The organism is Acidiphilium sp. PM, from assembly GCF_000219295.1.
Classification (GTDB): Bacteria; Pseudomonadota; Alphaproteobacteria; order Acetobacterales; family Acetobacteraceae; genus Acidiphilium; species Acidiphilium multivorum.
The window spans coordinates 1-16,341 of the sequence record NZ_AFPR01000277.1 but is presented as its reverse complement, the minus strand read 5'-3'; the positions used below and the strand labels follow the sequence as shown (position 1 = coordinate 16,341).

Below are 16,341 nucleotides of genomic sequence, written 5' to 3'. Positions count from 1 at the left end.
AGGGTGTCCGGAACGGCATCCGCGCGGATGCCGATACTGGTCATGGTGGATAGCATCGGCCGGCGGTTCCCGCGTTGACCCATGTCAAGGGCGGTCGCGCGCCGGGGCCGTCCGGCGGCGCTGCGCCCCCTGTCATAGGGAGGGGGAGTATGCTAGAGATGCCGGATGACCCATACCGTTCGTGAAAAGCGGAAGCTGCTGGCGCGCGTCCGCCGGATCCGGGGCCAGGTCGAGGCCATCGAGCGGGCGCTCGAGGCGGAGGCCGGCTGCGAGACCGTCATGCAGCAGATCGCCGGGGTCCGCGGGGCGATCGCGGGGCTGATGGCGGAGGTCGTCGAGGATCACGTCCGTTCGCACCTCGTGGACGCGGACACCCATCCCGACGCGCAGGACAACGACGCGACCGAGCAGCTCCTGGCCGTGATCCGCGCCTATCTGAAGTGAGGCAAGACATGTCTGATCAAACGACCTTCGCAGGGCACGACCATATTTTCCTGCGCGCCGACCATGAGCGCAGCGAACGCCGCACCTGGTGGGTGATCTGGATCTGCACGGCGATGATGATCCTGGAGATCGTCGGCGGATCGCTGTACGGGTCGATCGCGCTGGTGGCGGATGGCCTGCACATGAGCACGCATGCCGGCGCCCTGCTGCTCGCCGCCCTCGCCTATCGCTACGCCCGCAAGCACGCGGGCGATCCGCGCTTCAGCTTCGGCACGGGGAAGTTCGGCGATCTGGCGGGGTTCACCAGCGCCATCGTCCTGGCGATGATCGCCCTGCTGATCGGCTACGAGGCGATCAGGCGGTTCTTCGCGCCGGTGCCGATCGATTTTGCCGAGGCCCTGCCGATCGCCGGGCTCGGGCTCGTCGTCAATGTGGTCAGCGCGCTCATTCTCGCCGGCGGGCATGACCATGGCCACAGCCACGGCCATGCCCACGGACACGGACACGGGCACGGGCACGGGCACGGGCATGGGCACGGGCATCATCACGGACACGCCGGGGATGACCACCACCATGACGACGAGACGCACCTCGTGACGATCGGCGGTGCCGCCATGCGCCTCGGCATTTTCGAGGATGGCGTGCCGCCGCGGTTCCGCCTGGCCGTCGACGAGGGCGCGCTTCCGCCGGCCGGGGAGGTGACGATCGAGACGATCCGCGCCGGCGGCCGGCGCCAGGCCTTCACGATGACGGCGGCCGACGGCTACCTGGAATCGCACGAGGAAATTCCCGAGCCGCATGAATTCACCGCGGTCGTTGCCATCGGCGATGCCAGCGGCGCCGTGAACTTCGTCGAGCACGAGCACGCCCATGAAACCACCGGGCGCGACAACAACATGCGCGCGGCGGTGATCCACGTCGCCACCGATGCGGCGGTGTCGATCCTGGTGATCGTCGGCCTTCTGCTGGCGCGCGCCTTCGGCTGGCGATGGATGGACCCGGCGGTCGGCATCGTCGGCGCGCTGGTCATCGCGAGCTGGGCGTTCGGCCTGATCCGCGACACCGGCGCGATCCTGCTGGACATGACCCCCGACCGCCGCCTCGCGCAGCGGCTGCGCGAGACGATCGAGGCGGATGGCGACGAACTGGCGGACCTGCATCTCTGGCGGCTCGGCCCGGGGCATCTGGGGGCCATCCTGTCGGTGCGGACGGCGAGCGGGCTGGGCGCTGCCGACTACCAGCGGAAGCTCGCCCGCTTCAGGTCGCTTTCGCACCTGACCGTCGAGGTCCATGCGCGATCGGCGTGACGGGACGGACGCGAGGGCGCGGCGCGCCGGCTCACCGATCGGACGCCAGGGCTCCGAGGATGCGGCAGCGGGCGATGCTGCGCGAGGAGCAGGCATCGACCATCGATGCCAGTTCGCGGCGCAGGGCGGTGAGATCGGCGATCTTGCGATCGATCTCGTCGAGATGGTCGCGGGCGATCGCGTCGACATCCTCGCATGAGCGGTCGCGCTGATCCGCCAGAGCGAGCAGCGTGCCGATACGGTCGATCGGGAAGCCGAGGGCGCGCGCGCGCCGGATGAAGCGGAGACGCCCGGCATCGGTCTCGCGATAGCGGCGGTAGTTTCCCGCCGTGCGGGCCGGCGGCGCCAGCAGGCCGATCCGCTCGTAGTAGCGGATCGTCTCGATCCTGACGCCCGTCTTGCGGGAGAGTTCGCCGATTCCGAGCAAATCGCACCTCCTTGACCCTGTAGCGGCTACAGGGTCGAGATTGGCGCGGCGATCCCCGTTGTCGAGGCTTTTGTGATCATGGACGATGCCCCTGCCACCATCGAGCCGACGCTTCAGGACCATTGCTGCGCCGCGGCCGGCCCGACAGCCGGCACGAGCCCGGCGCCGGCGCTGCGCGCGGAGAGGGCGGCGCTGATCGGGCGCGCCTTCCGGCTGGAATATGCAACGCTTGGCTGGATGGCGATCGAGGCGACGGTGGCCATCCTGGCGGGGCTCAGGGCGCGCAGCGTGGCGCTGGGCGCCTTCGGGATCGACAGCGTGATCGAGATCGCCTCCGCGCTGGTGCTGATCTGGCGCCTGAACGTGGAGCTGCGCCGCGGCGAGGCGTTCGGCGAGCAGGCGGAACGCCTCGCGGGCCGGCTCGCCGGCGGGCTGCTGTTCGCCCTTGCCGCCTCTGTCGTCATCATGGCGGCGTTCAGGCTGGCGGCGCGGGCCGGCGCTTCGTTCTCCTGGCCCGGCCTCGCGGTGACGCTCGCGGCGATGCCGGTGATGTATCTGCTCGCGCGGCGCAAGATCGCCGTCGCCGATGCGCTCGGCAGCCGCGCGATGCGGGCCGATGCGATGGAGAGCATAACCTGCTTCTATCTCTCGCTGGTCGTCGTGATCGGCCTGGCGGTTCAGGCGGTCACCGGCGCCTGGTGGGTGGACGCCGCGACATCACTTGGTGTTGTCTGGTTCCTGGTCAGGGAAGGCCGCGAAGCCTGGACCGGCACCTGCTGTTGCTGACCCGGCATCCGGCCGGTTCGGAGGAGTTATCCATGCCGCACGATCATCATGCTCATGACGCCCATGCCGGCCATGACCATCACGGCCATTCCCACGGCCCCGGGCACAGCCATGCGCCGGCGGATTTCGGGGCGGCGTTCGCGATCGGGGCGATCCTGAATTCCGCGTTCGTCGTCGGCGAGGTGATCGCCGGCATCGCGGCGCATTCGATGGCGCTGGTCGCCGATGCCGGCCACAATCTCGGCGACGTGCTGGGCCTGCTCGTGGCCTGGGTGGCGGCGGTTCTGGCGAAGCGGTCCCCTTCCCGGCGCTATACCTATGGCCTCGGGCGCGGCACCATTCTCGCCGCGCTGATGAATGCGACGATCCTGCTCATCTCCATCGGCGCCATCGCCGTCGAGGCCATCCGGCGGCTGTTCGAGCCCGCCCCGGTCGGCACGGCGACGATCATGATCGTCGCGGCGATCGGCATCGTCGTCAACGGCGTCACCGCCTGGCTGTTCGCCGCGGGGCGCGGGTCCGACATCAATATCCGCGCCGCGTTCCAGCACATGGCCTATGACGCGCTCGTCTCGCTCGGCGTCGTCGTGGCCGGCGCCGTGATCCTGCTGACCGGATGGGAGCGCATCGATCCGCTGGCGAGCCTCGCCATCGCCGGCGTCATCCTGGCCGGCACCTGGGGGCTGCTCAGGGATTCGGTCGCCCTTGCCATGGACCGCGTGCCGGACGGCATCGATATCGCCGCGCTGCGCGATTTCGTCCTGGACTGGCCGGAAGTATCGGCGGTGCATGATCTGCATGTGTGGCCGACGAGCACCACGGACAGCGCCATGACCCTGCATGTCGTGACGCCCGGCGGCCACCCCGGGGATGATTTCACCGGCCGCCTCGCGGAGGCGATACGGCTGAATTTCGGGATCGGCCACCTCACCCTGCAGATCGAGACCGATGCCGCGCTGTGCGCGACGGACTGTTCGCGGCATCATCTCCCCGCGGCGCGGTCCTGAAGTTCCGGCCTGGCCCCTGCGTCAGACCGCGATCCCGCGATAGCGGAACTCGGTCATCATGCCGGTCGCCATGTGGTAGAGGTTATGGCAGTGGAAGGCCCAGCGGCCGGGATTGTCCGCATCGAAGGCGATCCGCACGCGGCCGTGCCGGGGGGTGACCAGAACCGTATCCCGGACCGCGCCGTTCACCGTCTTGCCGTTGATGCCGATGACCTGGAAAGCATGCCCGTGAAGATGCATGGGATGCGCCATGGAAGAGCGATTGACCAGCTCGATTTCCACGCGCTGCCCGGCTTCGAGCATGAGCGGCGTGACATGCGGCCAATAGTCGCCGTTCAGCGCCCAGCGATAGGGTTTCATCGATCCGGACAGCTCGATCCGGTGCACGAGGTCGGGCTTGCGCGGCCTCAGCGGCTGGGCCGCGGCGAGACGCATTTCCAGCGCATTGTCGAGCGGCGGCGTCCTGTCGTGCCCGGTTTCGGCGATCGTGGGGATGCGCGCACCCGGCGTTGCCAGGACGATGCCCGTGCGGCGACGCGAGGCTTCGAGACGCGCGAGGATGGGAAAGGCGCCGGAGGGCGGCAGGTCGACGAGGATGTCCATCCGCTGGGCGATGGCGAGCGGAAAGCGGGCGCCGGCGACCGGGTGAACCGGATGACCGTCGGCGGCGACGATCCTGCCTTTGAGGGTCCCGAGATCGATCCAGAACTGGCTGGAGGACGAGCCGTTGATGATGCGCAGGCGCACGCGCCCGCTGCGCCCGACGCGTACCACCTCGGGATCGGCGAGCGTGCGGTCGTTGGCGAGGAAGGCGTCGTAGTCGATATCGTTCACATCCATGGTCATGCCGCCCATGGAGTGCCCCTGCCCCATGTCGCCCGAGGACATCGACGCCATGCCGCCGGAGGCCATGCCATGCATGTTCATGGCCGGCGCCGCGACATTCTCGGCATGGCGGACCATATCGTGGACGGCGGAAGGCTTCGCCCCCGTCAGGCCGGCCAGAAGGTCGTCCGGCGTCCTGAAGCTGAAATCGTGCAGCATCAGCACGATGTCCTGCCGGTCCTCGCGCATCTCGGCGGCGGTGCGGACGATCAGCGGCGCCGTCATCAGGCTCTGCTCCTGCAGGCCGTCATGCGAATGCATCCAGTAGGTGCCGGGGATCGGCGCGTAGTCGTAGCTTCGGGTCGCGCCTGGCGCCAGCGGCGGCGTCTGCGGCCAGGGGAAGCCATCCTGGGTCCAGGGCGGCAGCTGGCCGTGCCAGTGGATGATCGTGTGCTCGTCGAGCGTGTTGGTCAGATCGACGCGGAAGCGCTCTCCCGGTGCGAGGAACAGCCCGGCTTGCCCGCTATCGGCGGTGAGACGGAAGACCCGGGCCGCGCGGCCGTTCACCTCGAGGGTGCGGGTGCCGGCCAGCAGGCGATGCCCGCCCGCGGCCGCGGCAGGGGCCTGACCGGCCTGCGCGGAAACCCATGGAACGGCACCGGCGGAACCGGCGGCGGCAAGAAGAAGGCGACGTGTCAGGCGGGAGGACATTGGCGATATTCCTGGCTGGGATCGGCGTTCGGTGGCGGGAGCGATATGGGGCCTTCCATCGTGGGAAGGTCAACGCGAAATTTGCTCGGGCAGATGGTGCGTGTGAAGGGCGCCGGATTTCGGATTTCCCATATTTAACGTATCTGTTTCGTAACAGTTGTTGCGATATGTTGCGGCCAGCGGACCGGGGCACGACATGCGGGAGGCCGGCCGGGCGGTGTCGCGGTTCCGGATTGACCGGATCGGCCGGAGCGTGCGTGGCGACACGATCGACGCCATGTGGGCAACAGAAAATTCATCGTCACGAGCCGCGTCGGGCGTGAATATTAAAAATGCATATAACAACATGTATTTATTTACACTTGAAACATTATTTCTCACTTTTAAATCCAAATCGTCATAAATACATTGGAGCAGATGTGCGTTTATATTGGAATAGAATCATTCTTTCATTTCGGCTTCTCACCGCAACTGGAATGTTGCGGGCTTTTCGCCTGGCGCCTCGCCTTGTTCTGACGTGGCGTGGTGAGGCCTGGGCGGCGCAGGTCCCGGTTGAGCCAGGATCAGGATTGCCCCTCGCCCGCCACACGTCGCGGGATGCTGGACGCGGAGCGCTCGCCACCGTTCGGGGCCAGTGCGCGAGGGGGGCCTGATGACCCGGCCGGCGCTGTTTTCCGGCCAGACGGATGTATCCGTCCCGATGCCGGGTCTGGCTGAAATTCCCGACGGATATGCCGACATCCGAACACGGCCGGCAAAGTCGGATCGGATGGAAGGACTGACGGGATTGCGCGCCCTTGCGGCGCTATGGGTTGTCGGATTTCATTACAGTTTCGGCGCGTTCGCATACCTCTATCCGGCGGGTTCGCTGCGGGTGATCCGACTCGGCTATCTCGGCGTCGATCTGTTTTTCACACTGAGCGGGTTCGTGATCTGGCATGTCCATGCGGCCGATTTCCATCAGCCGACGGTGCCGGCATTCCGGCGATTCATCGGGCTTCGCCTCGCCCGCCTCTGTCCGGTCTATCTTTTCACGATGCTGCTGTTTGTCGTGATTGTCGTCCTGGGGCCTGCGCTGGGCGATCCCTCATTCAATCCGAGGAATTATGAACCAGGCCAGTTTCTGGTCGATCTGTTCATGTTGCAAAGTTGGGGACTAACCGACCATCTCAATTGGAATTATCCGGCATGGTCGGTTAGTGCGGAGATGTTCTGCTATATCCTTTTCCCGTTCCTCGCATTTGGCCTCCGGAAGTTGAACAATGGTCTGGTGATGTCGGCAGCGGTCGCGCTGCCGTTTGCATTGGCGGCATGTTATTCGACGATATTTGGCCACACGATGAATGTGACCCTTGGAGGGCCGGTGCTGCTGCGGGCGGCGGCCGAGTTCACGGAAGGGTGCCTGCTGCGCCGCATCGTCGACGTGGTGCCGGTGCGCCGTATCCGCTGGACCGTGCCAATACTCTTGATGATCGTCGCCACGGAAGCGATGTTCGTGCTCCAGAGCCGCCTTGCCGACTTCATGCCGGTGCTGGTCTTTCCCTTTGTCATCCTTGCCGCGAGTTCGAGGGCAAATGCCATTGGACGCCTCGCTTCCTCGAAGCCGTTCGTCCTTGTTGGGGCCGCGAGCTACTCGCTTTATCTGATGCAGGCGCCCGTGGAAAAAGGCGCGCGCTTTCTCCTGGCCTATGTCGCGCACGGGACAGCGCTCGAATGTGCGGCGGCGGTGTGCGGTTATATTGCAATCCTGGGCATTTCAACCGCGCTCGTTCACCGCTACGTCGAAAACCCCTCCCGCAGAAGCCTGCGGCAACTGGTCGCAGCATAGGGGGACGGCCGGCGGATCGATCACGCCGGCGCCGGCAACGGGGACGATGCGCCCCCATGCAACCATCGCGATGAGAATGGACCCGCGTCATGGCAGGGGCCAGAGCGTGTTGCCGGCAGCGCCTTCGCTTGATGCACGGCACGGCGGCACGTTTCGCACCGCACAAGTGAGCCGGCTTCGCGTTGCTCATATTCAATTCGTATGCATAGAGTTTATTCGTTATTTGGCTATTGTTTGATCATATAGCTCTATAAACGCATATTTTTTGGTATTTTTGTCTTGTTGCGCCGCATTCAGCGGCCTAATTTTCATCCATCCGGGCCGGTGCTGACAGCCCTGTCACCAGATCAACCGCTTCGAATGGAGACCGATCATGACTCGAATGAAAGCGCTGTTTTCGGCCCTGGGGGTATTGGCGGGAGCCGGGCTGGCGGGATTGACGACGGCGCATGCCGCGGCCCCGGGCCTGCCCGCGAGTATCGAGAAATCGGGCACCCTGCGCATCTGCAGCGCCGTCAATCTGCCGCCCATGGAATTCATGAATGCGGAGACCAGGCCGGTTGGCCTGGACATCGATCTTGGCGATGCCATCGCGAGCCATCTCGGCGTGAAGCCCGAATGGATCAACATGCCTTTTGCGGGGCTGATCCCTGCCCTGCTCGCCTCGCACTGCGATATCATCATGTCGCAGCTGTTCATCAAGCCGGGACGGCTCAAGGTGATCGACGAAATTCCCTACATGATTTCGCACGAGGCCGTTCTCGTGAAGCGAGGCAAGGGAGCCGTTCCCTCGCTTGAAAGTCTGTCGGGCAAGAAGGTTGCGACGGTCACAGGCACCACGGCCACGGTGCTGCTGAAGGCAGCGAACAAGGAACTTGCAGGCGCGCGGAAGAAGCCGATCGATATCGTGATGTTTCCGGAAAACACGCAGGCCTTGCAGCAGCTTCAATTCGGCCAGGTTGCCGCCTACGGTGTCGCCTACGAAACCGCGCGCTATTACATCCACAAGGCGCCGGGACAATTCGCGCTGGGCGGCCCGCCCTATTACAAGATCGCCACCGGCATCGGCATCCGCAAGAACGAAGCGGTGCTGCACAAGGCGGTCAGTTCGGCACTCGCCGACATGATGAAGAACGGCAGTTATGCCGCCATCTTCCGGAAGTGGAATCTTGGCATCGACATGCTGAAGCCCGGTTGAGCGCGGAGCATCGAGGTGCATTTCGACTGGCCTTATTTCTGGCATCAGCTGCTGGAGCCGAACGGCGCCTTCCTTGAGGGGCTCTGGCTGACGATCATGATCAGCGTCGGGGGGCAGGCGATCGGGCTCGCGATCGGTCTGCCCGCAGCGCTCGCAAGGCGGTCGAAGATGGGCGTCCTGCGTTGGCCGGCGCGGGCCTATATCTTCCTGATGCGCGGCACGCCTCTGCTGGTGCAGATCGTCTTCATCTATACCGGACTCGCGGCCGCCGGCATTCTCCGGTTCCATGACATCCATCTCGGCGGACTCACCCTCGCGGGCAATGTGCAGGCCGGCATCCTCGCGCTGGGCCTGAACGAAGGGGCGTACATGGCCGAAATATTCAGGGCCGGCATCGATGCCGTCGATCGCGGCCAGACCGAGGCGGCGAAATCGCTCGGCATGGTTCCCTGGCAGATCCTTCGATATGTCGTGCTGCCCCAGGCGCTGCGTGTGGTTTTGTTGCCGATCGGCAATCAGTTCAACATCATGCTGAAGAACTCGACGCTGGTGAGCGTGATCGGCGTTTCGGAAATGCTGCTGGTCACCGAGACGATCAATTCGGCCACGTTCCGCACCTTCGAGCTCTACTCGGTGCTTGCCCTCTATTTTCTCGCGTTGACCACGATATGGGGTGCCGTGATGGCGCAGGTCGAGCGCCGGATGGACAGGCAGCCCGACGACAGCGCCATCGACGCCATCAGCCAGCCGATGACGGAAACCGCCTGATGCAGCCGCTTCTGATCGAAGCCGAGGACGTGGAAAAGCGTTTCGGCAACACGAAAGTTCTCGACCGTGTCAGTTTCGGCGTCCGCCGCGGCGAGACCGTGGTCCTGATCGGTTCCTCGGGTTCGGGCAAGACCACGCTGCTGCGATGCATCAACCATCTCGAGAAAATCGAGGGCGGGCGCATCGTGGTCAATGGCGGCCTGATCGGCTACCGCGAGCAGAACGGAAAACTGGCGGAGGATCTCGAGGTCAACATCGCCCGGCAGCGACGGGATGTCGGCATGGTGTTCCAGCGCTTCAACCTGTTCGCAAATCTCGATGTCATCGAAAACATCATCCTCGCGCCCATGAAAGTTCGCGGCAGGCCGCGAGCGGAAGCGGTATCGCGAGCGGAAGCGCTGCTGGCACGCGTCGGCCTCTCGCACAAGGCCAGGGCGATGCCATCCTCCCTCTCGGGCGGACAACAGCAGCGGGTCGCGATCGCCCGTGCGCTCGCGATGCAGCCGGCGGTGATGCTCTTCGATGAGCCGACCTCGGCGCTCGACCCCGAGATGGTGGGCGAAGTGCTCGCGGTGATGCGCGATCTGGCGCAGGACGGCATGACGATGATGATCGTGACGCATGAAATGGGCTTTGCGCGAAATGTCGCGGATCGGATCATCGTGATGGATCGCGGGCGCATCGTCGAGGATGGGCCGCCTGCGGTCCTGTTCGAACAGCCGGTTCACCCGAAGACGCGGGCGCTGCTGGGTTGCCGGCATTAGATCTTCAATCCCGCCCTGCCTCGCGATGGGAGTGCGGCGGCGGCAACTATGACCGCCGCTTGAGGAACAGCAATGCCAGCGCCAGCAGGATGGCGCCGAAGACGAGCTGGCGCGCGCCTTCGGAAATGTTCAGCGTCACCAGGATCGCCTGCAGCAGGACGACGGTCAGCGCGCCGGCGATGCTGCCGGCATAGCCCCCCTCGCCGCCTGACAGCCGGGTGCCGCCGATGACGACGGCGGCGATCGGCGGGAGCAGATAGTCGTTGCCCATGCCGAGATAGGCCTGCGACGAATATCCGCTCAGCAGCAGCCCGACGAAGGCGGCGCATGTCGCGCTGATAACGAAGATCAGTGCCGTCACCCGTCCGATCGGCACGCCGGAGAGCAGGGCCGCCGCCGGGCTGTTGCCGATCGCATAGATCGAGCGGCCGAAGGGCATCGCCCGCAGGGCCAGGATGGAAGTCGCGCCGCAGACGATCCAGACGAGGAACGCCGCCGGCATGAACCCCACATTGCCGAGCGCGAGCGCGCGGGCGGCGCCGGGGATATGGGTCGTCGGCGCGACGGCGTTCGTGTAGACGAGGGCGATGCCCTGGAGCAGCAGGTTGACGCTGAGCGTCCAGATCAGCGAATGCACCCGCAGCACAAACACGCCGAGCGTGTTCAGCAGCCCCACCGCGACGCCGACCGCCATGACGATGGCGAAGGCGATCCACTGATGGCCGTACACCGCCGCGAGATTGGTGCTCAGGATGGCCGAGAGGGTGATGGTCCACGGCACCGAAAGGTCGATCTGGCCGATCAGGATGGCGAAGGTCTCGCCGATCGCGATCAGGCCGATGAACGTCGCCTGCACGAGTTGCAGCCGCATCGTGCCCCAGCCGAGGAATTCGGGATTCACCGCGACGGCGCAGCCATAAACGAGAAGGAGGATCAGGTAGGACAGCAGCATGCGCCGCGCCGCCGGCCCGAGGCGGGCGGCGAACGGCGCCGGGCCTGTCCCGATGCGCGCCGTCTTGCCGGGCGCCGTCACTGGCGCAGCACCGTGAGCCAGTTGCCGCCGCGCAGCAGGCGCAGCCCGCCGAGGCCGAGAACCACCATGAGGATCAATCCTTCGATGCAATCCTGCCAGAAGGCGGAGACGTTGAAGACGCCGAGGGCGTTGAGGATGATCGAGAGCAGGAAACTGCCGAGGATCGGCCCGATGGCCGTGCCGCGCCCGCCGGTCAGCGCGACGCCGCCGAGCACCGCGGCGGCGAGCGAGTTGAGCGTGTAGATGCTGCCGATCGTGGGATCGCCGGATGTGGTCTCGGCGGCGAGGAACAGGGCGGCGATCGCGGCGAACAGTCCGGCCAGCACATAGCTGGTCATTTCGACGCGGCGCACCGGCAGGCCGGAGACGCGCGCGCTTTCGGCGTCATCGCCGACCGCGACGATGAACCGGCCGAGGCGGGAGCGGAAGACGGGAAGCCAGGCCAGCAGCACGGCGGCGGCCAGCAACACCAGCGAGAACGGCAAAATGCCCCAGTTTCCGGTCAGCGCGTTGGCGAAGCCGGCGGGGATGGCGCCGCCGGGGCGCGGCAGGATGATCAGCGCCGCGCCGCCATAGATGAACGAGGTGCAGAAGGTGGCGATCAGCGGTTCCACGCGCCCGTAGGCGATGATCAGGCCGTTCACCGCGCCGAGCCCGAGGCCGATCAGCAGCGACAGCACGACGATGCCGCCGATGCCGAGCGGGCTGCCCTGCATCGTCGTCGCCGCGAAGCAGTTGACCAGGGTGATCTCGGCGCCGATCGACAGATCGAGGCCCGCGCCGAGCAGCACGATGGTCTGGCCGATCGCGGCAAGGGCAAGCGGCACCGAGACGTTGGCGAGGCTGGCGAGGCCAAAGGGCGAGAGGATCAGCGGCTGGCGGAGCGCATAGAGGCCGATCACCACGGCAAGGCCGATGGCGCAGGACACCGGCCCCAGATGCTTCTCGATCCGTCCGCGCCGGCGGGGGGCGGCGGGGCGCGCGGTTTCAGGCGGCTTCATGCGCGGCCTCGTGGAAGGACAGGTCGAGGATGTTCTGTTCCGTGATGGAGGCTCCTTCGAGCGACCCGGCGACGCGGCCCTCGCGGAAGACCAGAACGCGGTTGCACAGCAGCGAAAACTCCGAAATGTCGGTGGAATAGAACAGCACGGCGGTGCCCTGGGCGGCGAGTTCGCGGATTACGCCGAAGAGTTCGCCGCGCGCCCCGGCATCGACACCGCGCGTCGGGTCGCAGAAGACATAGACGGGTTCACGCCGGGCCAGCCATTTGGCGACCACAACCTTCTGCTGGTTCCCGCCGCTCAGGCTGCCGAGCGGCACCGCGCGGCTGGCGCATTTGATGCCGAGACGACGGATATGGTCGTCGACCAGGTCCGCCTCGGCGCGGCGGCTGATCAGGAGGCGCCGCCGCAGGGAACCCAGCACGGTGATGGCGATGTTTTCCGCGATGCTGAGGCCGAGGAAGCCGCCGAGCGTCTTGCGGTCGTCGGGGATCAGGGCGATGCCCGCCGCGATGGCGTCGCGGGGCCGGCGCGGCAGCAGTCGCCGGCCGCCGATCTCGATAACGCCCTCCAGCCCGCGGCGGAACAGGCCGAACAGGGCGAACAGGAATTCCTTCTGCCCCTGCCCTTCGAGGCCGGCGAGGCCGAGCACCTCGCCGCGGCGGAGGTCGAAGCCGATATCGGCGAAATGCGGCGCCAGGGTGAGGCCGCTGACATGAAGGATCGTGTCGTCCGCCCGACCGGCAAAGGCTTCCGCTGGCCGGGCAGTCTGGCGCTCCTGCCAGGCCTCGCCCAGCATCAGGGCCAGCGCCCTGTCGCGGCTGAAATCGCCGGGCGGAAACTCGCCGACCTTCTCGCCGCTGCGCAGGATGGACACGCGATCGGCCAGGCGTTCGATTTCGCCGAGCCGGTGCGAGATCAGCACGATCGCCGTGCCACGGTCCCGCAGCCGTTCGATGACCGTTATCAGGTGTTCGACCTCGGCGATGGAGAGGGCGGAGGTCGGCTCGTCGAGGATCAGGACGCGCGGATCGGTCGACAGCGCCTTCGCGATTTCGACGAGTTGCGCCTGGGCGAGCGGAAGATCGCCGACGGTCGCGTCGGGGTCGATATCCGTCGCGCCCAGCATTGCCAGCAGGACGCGCGCCCGCTCGCGCATTGCCGCGGCATCGATCCAGTGCCCGCCGCGCAGCGGTTCCTGGCCGATGAGGATGTTCTCGGCAACGCTCAGGCTCGGAAAGAGCGAGAGTTCCTGGTGCACGGTGGCGATGCCGGCGGCGAGGGCGGCGTGCGGGCTGGCGAAGCGCATGGCGGCGCCGCCGACCTCGATGGTGCCGTCATCCGGCTGCTCGATGCCGGCGAGCAGCTTGACCAGCGTGCTCTTGCCGGCGCCGTTGGCGCCGAGCAGGGCGTGAACCTCGCCCGGGTAGAGCGCGAGATCGGCCCGCCGCAGCGCGACGACGCCGCCGAAGCGCTTGGACAGGCCGGTTGCCGCCAGCGTCGGCGCGGCAGCAGCACCCGCGCCGCCCGCGTGCCTGGCTCCGTCAGCCGCAATCGGCACCGGCCTCGCCCTCGTTCCGCCTTGCTCAGCTGCCGTGGACCACGGCGCCGACCGGGATCTTCACGCCGCATTGCGGGATGTCGATATCGGTGACGAAGCTGTTCGGCAGTTTCGGGAAGTAGTTGACGCCGGCCTTCATCTGCTTCGTCGTCACCGGGTTGAGCGGGATGTTCGCGGTGCGCGGCAGGCTCTGCCCGTCGAGGGCGGCGATCGCCGCGCGGATGGCCGCGGCCGCCAGCGCCGGCGACTGGCCGATGACCAGCGCCGGGACGTGATGCTCGACCGCGAGCTTCATGAAGCCGTTATCCGACTCGCTGGTCATCGGCACAAGCTTCGCCTTCACCTGCAGGAAGGCCTGCAGCGCGCCGGTGGCCCCTTCGGTGCCCCAGACGCCGGCGACATCGTGGCTGGTCGAGAGCGCATCGGCGGTGACCTTCTGGTTCACCCCGACATCCCAGTTGCCATAGACCTGCTTGACCGTGAGCCCCGCAGATTTCTTGAACACGGCCATGGCGCCGTCGCCCTGGTCGTTATCGACCGTCGTGCCGGCGAGGCCGCGGACCATCAGGATCTTGCCCTTGCCGCCGGTTTCCTTCGTGAGGAACTGCGCCCACATGCGGCCCATCGCCGCTTGGTCCTCGTTGATGTTGATCGCCTTGTCGGTCGTCACCGTATTGTCGAAGGCGACGACGACGATGCCGTGATTGACCGCCTCGTTGATGACGCTGTTGAGGCCGGAGGGCGAGGCGGCGTCGATGACGATGGCGTTGTAGCCGCCCAGGATCATCTGGCGGATCTGCGCGACCTGCTGGGCGACGTTGTTGCCGGCATTCTGGATCTCGAACTTCGAGATGTATTTCGCGACCGCCGGCTGCTTCACGTAGGCGCGGGCGATGTTCAGCATCTCGGTGCGCCAGTTGTTGCCGTAATACGAGTTGCTGAAGGCGATCTTGTAGGGGCCGTGCTTCGCCTTCAGCTTGACCATCGGCGTCGATGCCGTCTGCGGGACGAAGCAGGCGGCGAGGCTCTTCGGCGCCACGAGGTTATCGGCGGCGGCGGTGCCCGTCGCGGCCAGGATGCCGGCCGCGACCACTGCGGAAACGATGGTATTGCGCATCAATATTATCCTCCCTTTATGACCGCCCGGGCAGAGCCCGCGTCCGGCCGTTTGTCATCGATCGGCACGCTCTGACCGGCGCGCCGTGGCGGGTCGTTGCGTTACGGTGAGGGCGCGGTCCGGTCCGATCCTTGCGCGAGTTGCACCGCATAGTCGATGGCTTCCAGCAGGCTCTGCTCGCTGGCGATGCCCTTGCCGGCAATGTCGAACGCCGTGCCGTGGTCGACCGACGTGCGGATGATCGGCAGGCCGAGCGTGACGTTGACGCCGCTGAGCGCCTGCCATTCGCCGGTCGTGGGATCGACCGAAAAGCCCAGCAGCTTCACCGGAATATGGCCCTGATCGTGATACATCGCGACGACCGCGTCGAACTGGCCGGCCCGCAGTTTCACGAAGATCGTGTCGCCCGGAACCGGACCGGTCACGTCGTGGCCGGCGCGACGCAGATCCTCGACGGTGGGGGCGGTGATGTCGATATCCTCGCGGCCGAACAGGCCGTTCTCGCCGGCATGCGGATTGAGCGCGGCGATGCCGATCCGCGGACGGGCGATGCCCAGCCGGTTCAGCGCGTCCGCCGTCAGTTCCACCACCTGACGCAGCCGCTCGGGCGTGAGGCGCTTCGGCACGTCGCGCAGCGCGACATGGGTGCAGACATGGCTCACGCGCATGTTGCCATGGGCCAGCATCATCACCGAATTCCGCGCGGCGGTGAGATCGGCAAGCAGCTCGGTATGGCCGCTGTAATGATGGCCGGCGAGATTGAGCGCCTCCTTGTTGATCGGCGCCGTGCAGATCGCATCGACCAGGCCGCCCATCGCCATGCGCACGCCGGCGGCGATCGCCTGATAGGCGCTTTCGCCCGCGACGGCCGAAACCTTGCCCGGCTCGATGGCAGAGGCGTCCGGCCCGACCTCGACCAGCGCACAAGGCGGCAGCGCCTCGCGCGGGGTATCGGCGGAAACGGCCGCGAAAGGCTGGGCAATGCCCAACCCGGCGCAAGCGGCGGCGAGGCGGTGGCCGGACCCCGTCACCACCAGCGCAAGCTCGCCGGCCTCGATCCGGTCCTTCAGGCGCAGGGCAGCCTTCGCGATGATTTCCGGGCCGACACCGGCCGGATCCCCCATCGTGACGGCAATACGCGGAATGGCCACCAATGCACCTCCGGTCTCGTGACGGCGCGAACATGAGCCGCGGCCGCCTCGGTGTCAATAACGCTCATGTTTTATGATTGATTTTGAAACGCCTCGGTTCATCCTGCATCATTGAAGATGCGGCATCGGACGGTCATGACGGGACAAGGCGATCGTCGAGCAGGCGGGCGAGAAAATCGGGTGCGCCGAAGGCCCCGGAGCGCGAAATCAGCCCGACGCCATCCCAGAGGCCGCCGCCGATCCGGGATACCGGCACGCCGGGCATGATCTCGCCGGCAAGGCACAGGGCTTCGGCGCCGATGACGTCGCAGACGGAAGCAAGCGTCTCGCCGCCGATCACGACGAGACCGGATGGCCGCGGCAGGCGGGGCAGCGTCGCGGCCAGGCGCGCGGCGATCATCGGCGCGGCCTCG

General features: G+C 66.4%; 16 protein-coding genes. 8 read left to right on the top strand and 8 right to left on the bottom strand.

Features of this window, described 5'->3' with window-relative positions; all coding sequences use genetic code 11:
• The first annotated feature begins 165 nt into the window (after nucleotides 1-165).
• Together APM_RS11340 and dmeF are read left to right on the top strand one after the other, a co-directional pair.
• Complete coding sequence (locus tag APM_RS11340) at nucleotides 166-444, top strand: metal/formaldehyde-sensitive transcriptional repressor (protein WP_007423520.1); 279 nt, start codon at nucleotides 166-168, stop codon at nucleotides 442-444.
• 8 nt (nucleotides 445-452) lie between these two features.
• Nucleotides 453-1,751: a CDF family Co(II)/Ni(II) efflux transporter DmeF gene (gene dmeF / locus APM_RS11335; protein WP_007423519.1), complete on the top strand. Its 1,299-nt coding sequence runs from the start codon at nucleotides 453-455 to the stop codon at nucleotides 1,749-1,751.
• A 31-nt stretch (nucleotides 1,752-1,782) separates the two neighbouring features.
• On the opposite strand, the gene APM_RS11330 is transcribed toward dmeF, so the two are convergent.
• On the bottom strand, nucleotides 1,783-2,178 hold the full coding sequence (locus tag APM_RS11330; RefSeq protein WP_007423518.1) for a helix-turn-helix domain-containing protein: 396 nt from the start codon (nucleotides 2,176-2,178) through the stop codon (nucleotides 1,783-1,785).
• Between the two features lie 78 nt (nucleotides 2,179-2,256).
• Between APM_RS11330 and APM_RS11325 the strand changes: the two genes are divergently transcribed.
• Nucleotides 2,257-2,964 carry a cation transporter gene (locus APM_RS11325; protein ID WP_039888373.1) on the top strand — a complete coding sequence of 236 codons (708 nt, stop codon included), beginning with the start codon at nucleotides 2,257-2,259 and terminating at the stop codon, nucleotides 2,962-2,964.
• Between the two features lie 32 nt (nucleotides 2,965-2,996).
• Entirely contained in the window at nucleotides 2,997-3,971 is a 975-nt protein-coding gene (locus APM_RS11320) for a cation diffusion facilitator family transporter (RefSeq protein WP_007423516.1), read from the top strand.
• A 21-nt stretch (nucleotides 3,972-3,992) separates the two neighbouring features.
• On the opposite strand, the gene APM_RS11315 is transcribed toward APM_RS11320, so the two are convergent.
• The gene (locus APM_RS11315; protein ID WP_007423515.1) at nucleotides 3,993-5,507 is read right to left on the bottom strand and encodes a multicopper oxidase family protein; all 1,515 of its coding nucleotides are present in this window, start codon (nucleotides 5,505-5,507) and stop codon (nucleotides 3,993-3,995) included.
• A gap of 652 nt (nucleotides 5,508-6,159) precedes the next feature.
• Here APM_RS11315 and APM_RS11310 point away from each other — a divergent pair.
• The 4 genes from APM_RS11310 (at nucleotide 6,160) to APM_RS11295 (ending at nucleotide 10,065) form a co-directional block, all read left to right on the top strand.
• Nucleotides 6,160-7,335, top strand: coding sequence for an acyltransferase (locus APM_RS11310; RefSeq protein ID WP_007423513.1), 1,176 nt, complete (start codon nucleotides 6,160-6,162; stop codon nucleotides 7,333-7,335).
• A 373-nt stretch (nucleotides 7,336-7,708) separates the two neighbouring features.
• Nucleotides 7,709-8,533 (top strand): ABC transporter substrate-binding protein, encoded by an 825-nt coding sequence (locus tag APM_RS11305; RefSeq protein ID WP_007423512.1) that lies wholly within the window; start codon nucleotides 7,709-7,711, stop codon nucleotides 8,531-8,533.
• A 15-nt stretch (nucleotides 8,534-8,548) separates the two neighbouring features.
• Nucleotides 8,549-9,301, top strand: a complete 753-nt coding sequence (locus APM_RS11300; RefSeq protein WP_007423511.1) for an amino acid ABC transporter permease — start codon at nucleotides 8,549-8,551, stop codon at nucleotides 9,299-9,301.
• The gene (locus APM_RS11295) at nucleotides 9,301-10,065 is read left to right on the top strand and encodes an amino acid ABC transporter ATP-binding protein (RefSeq protein ID WP_007423510.1); all 765 of its coding nucleotides are present in this window, start codon (nucleotides 9,301-9,303) and stop codon (nucleotides 10,063-10,065) included. Before APM_RS11300 ends, APM_RS11295 begins: the two co-directional genes overlap by 1 nt.
• 46 nt (nucleotides 10,066-10,111) lie before the next feature.
• Here the strand turns inward: APM_RS11295 and APM_RS11290 are convergent, their stop codons facing one another.
• From APM_RS11290 to APM_RS11265, 6 genes are all read right to left on the bottom strand, one after another.
• Nucleotides 10,112-11,098: an ABC transporter permease gene (locus APM_RS11290; protein WP_007423509.1), complete on the bottom strand. Its 987-nt coding sequence runs from the start codon at nucleotides 11,096-11,098 to the stop codon at nucleotides 10,112-10,114.
• Nucleotides 11,095-12,099 carry an ABC transporter permease gene (locus APM_RS11285; protein ID WP_007423508.1) on the bottom strand — a complete coding sequence of 335 codons (1,005 nt, stop codon included), beginning with the start codon at nucleotides 12,097-12,099 and terminating at the stop codon, nucleotides 11,095-11,097. The genes APM_RS11290 and APM_RS11285 overlap by 4 nt, the downstream gene beginning before the upstream one ends.
• Entirely contained in the window at nucleotides 12,086-13,660 is a 1,575-nt protein-coding gene (locus APM_RS11280; RefSeq protein ID WP_007423507.1) for a sugar ABC transporter ATP-binding protein, read from the bottom strand. The genes APM_RS11285 and APM_RS11280 overlap by 14 nt, the downstream gene beginning before the upstream one ends.
• A gap of 25 nt (nucleotides 13,661-13,685) precedes the next feature.
• Nucleotides 13,686-14,777 carry a substrate-binding domain-containing protein gene (locus APM_RS11275; RefSeq protein WP_007423506.1) on the bottom strand — a complete coding sequence of 364 codons (1,092 nt, stop codon included), beginning with the start codon at nucleotides 14,775-14,777 and terminating at the stop codon, nucleotides 13,686-13,688.
• Nucleotides 14,778-14,878: 101 nt separating this feature from the next.
• Nucleotides 14,879-15,928, bottom strand: coding sequence for a 4-hydroxythreonine-4-phosphate dehydrogenase PdxA (pdxA, locus tag APM_RS11270; RefSeq protein WP_007423505.1), 1,050 nt, complete (start codon nucleotides 15,926-15,928; stop codon nucleotides 14,879-14,881).
• Between the two features lie 133 nt (nucleotides 15,929-16,061).
• Nucleotides 16,062-16,341: nucleotide-binding domain containing protein (locus tag APM_RS11265; protein WP_007423504.1), on the bottom strand; the 280-nt coding region annotated here is incomplete at its 5' end.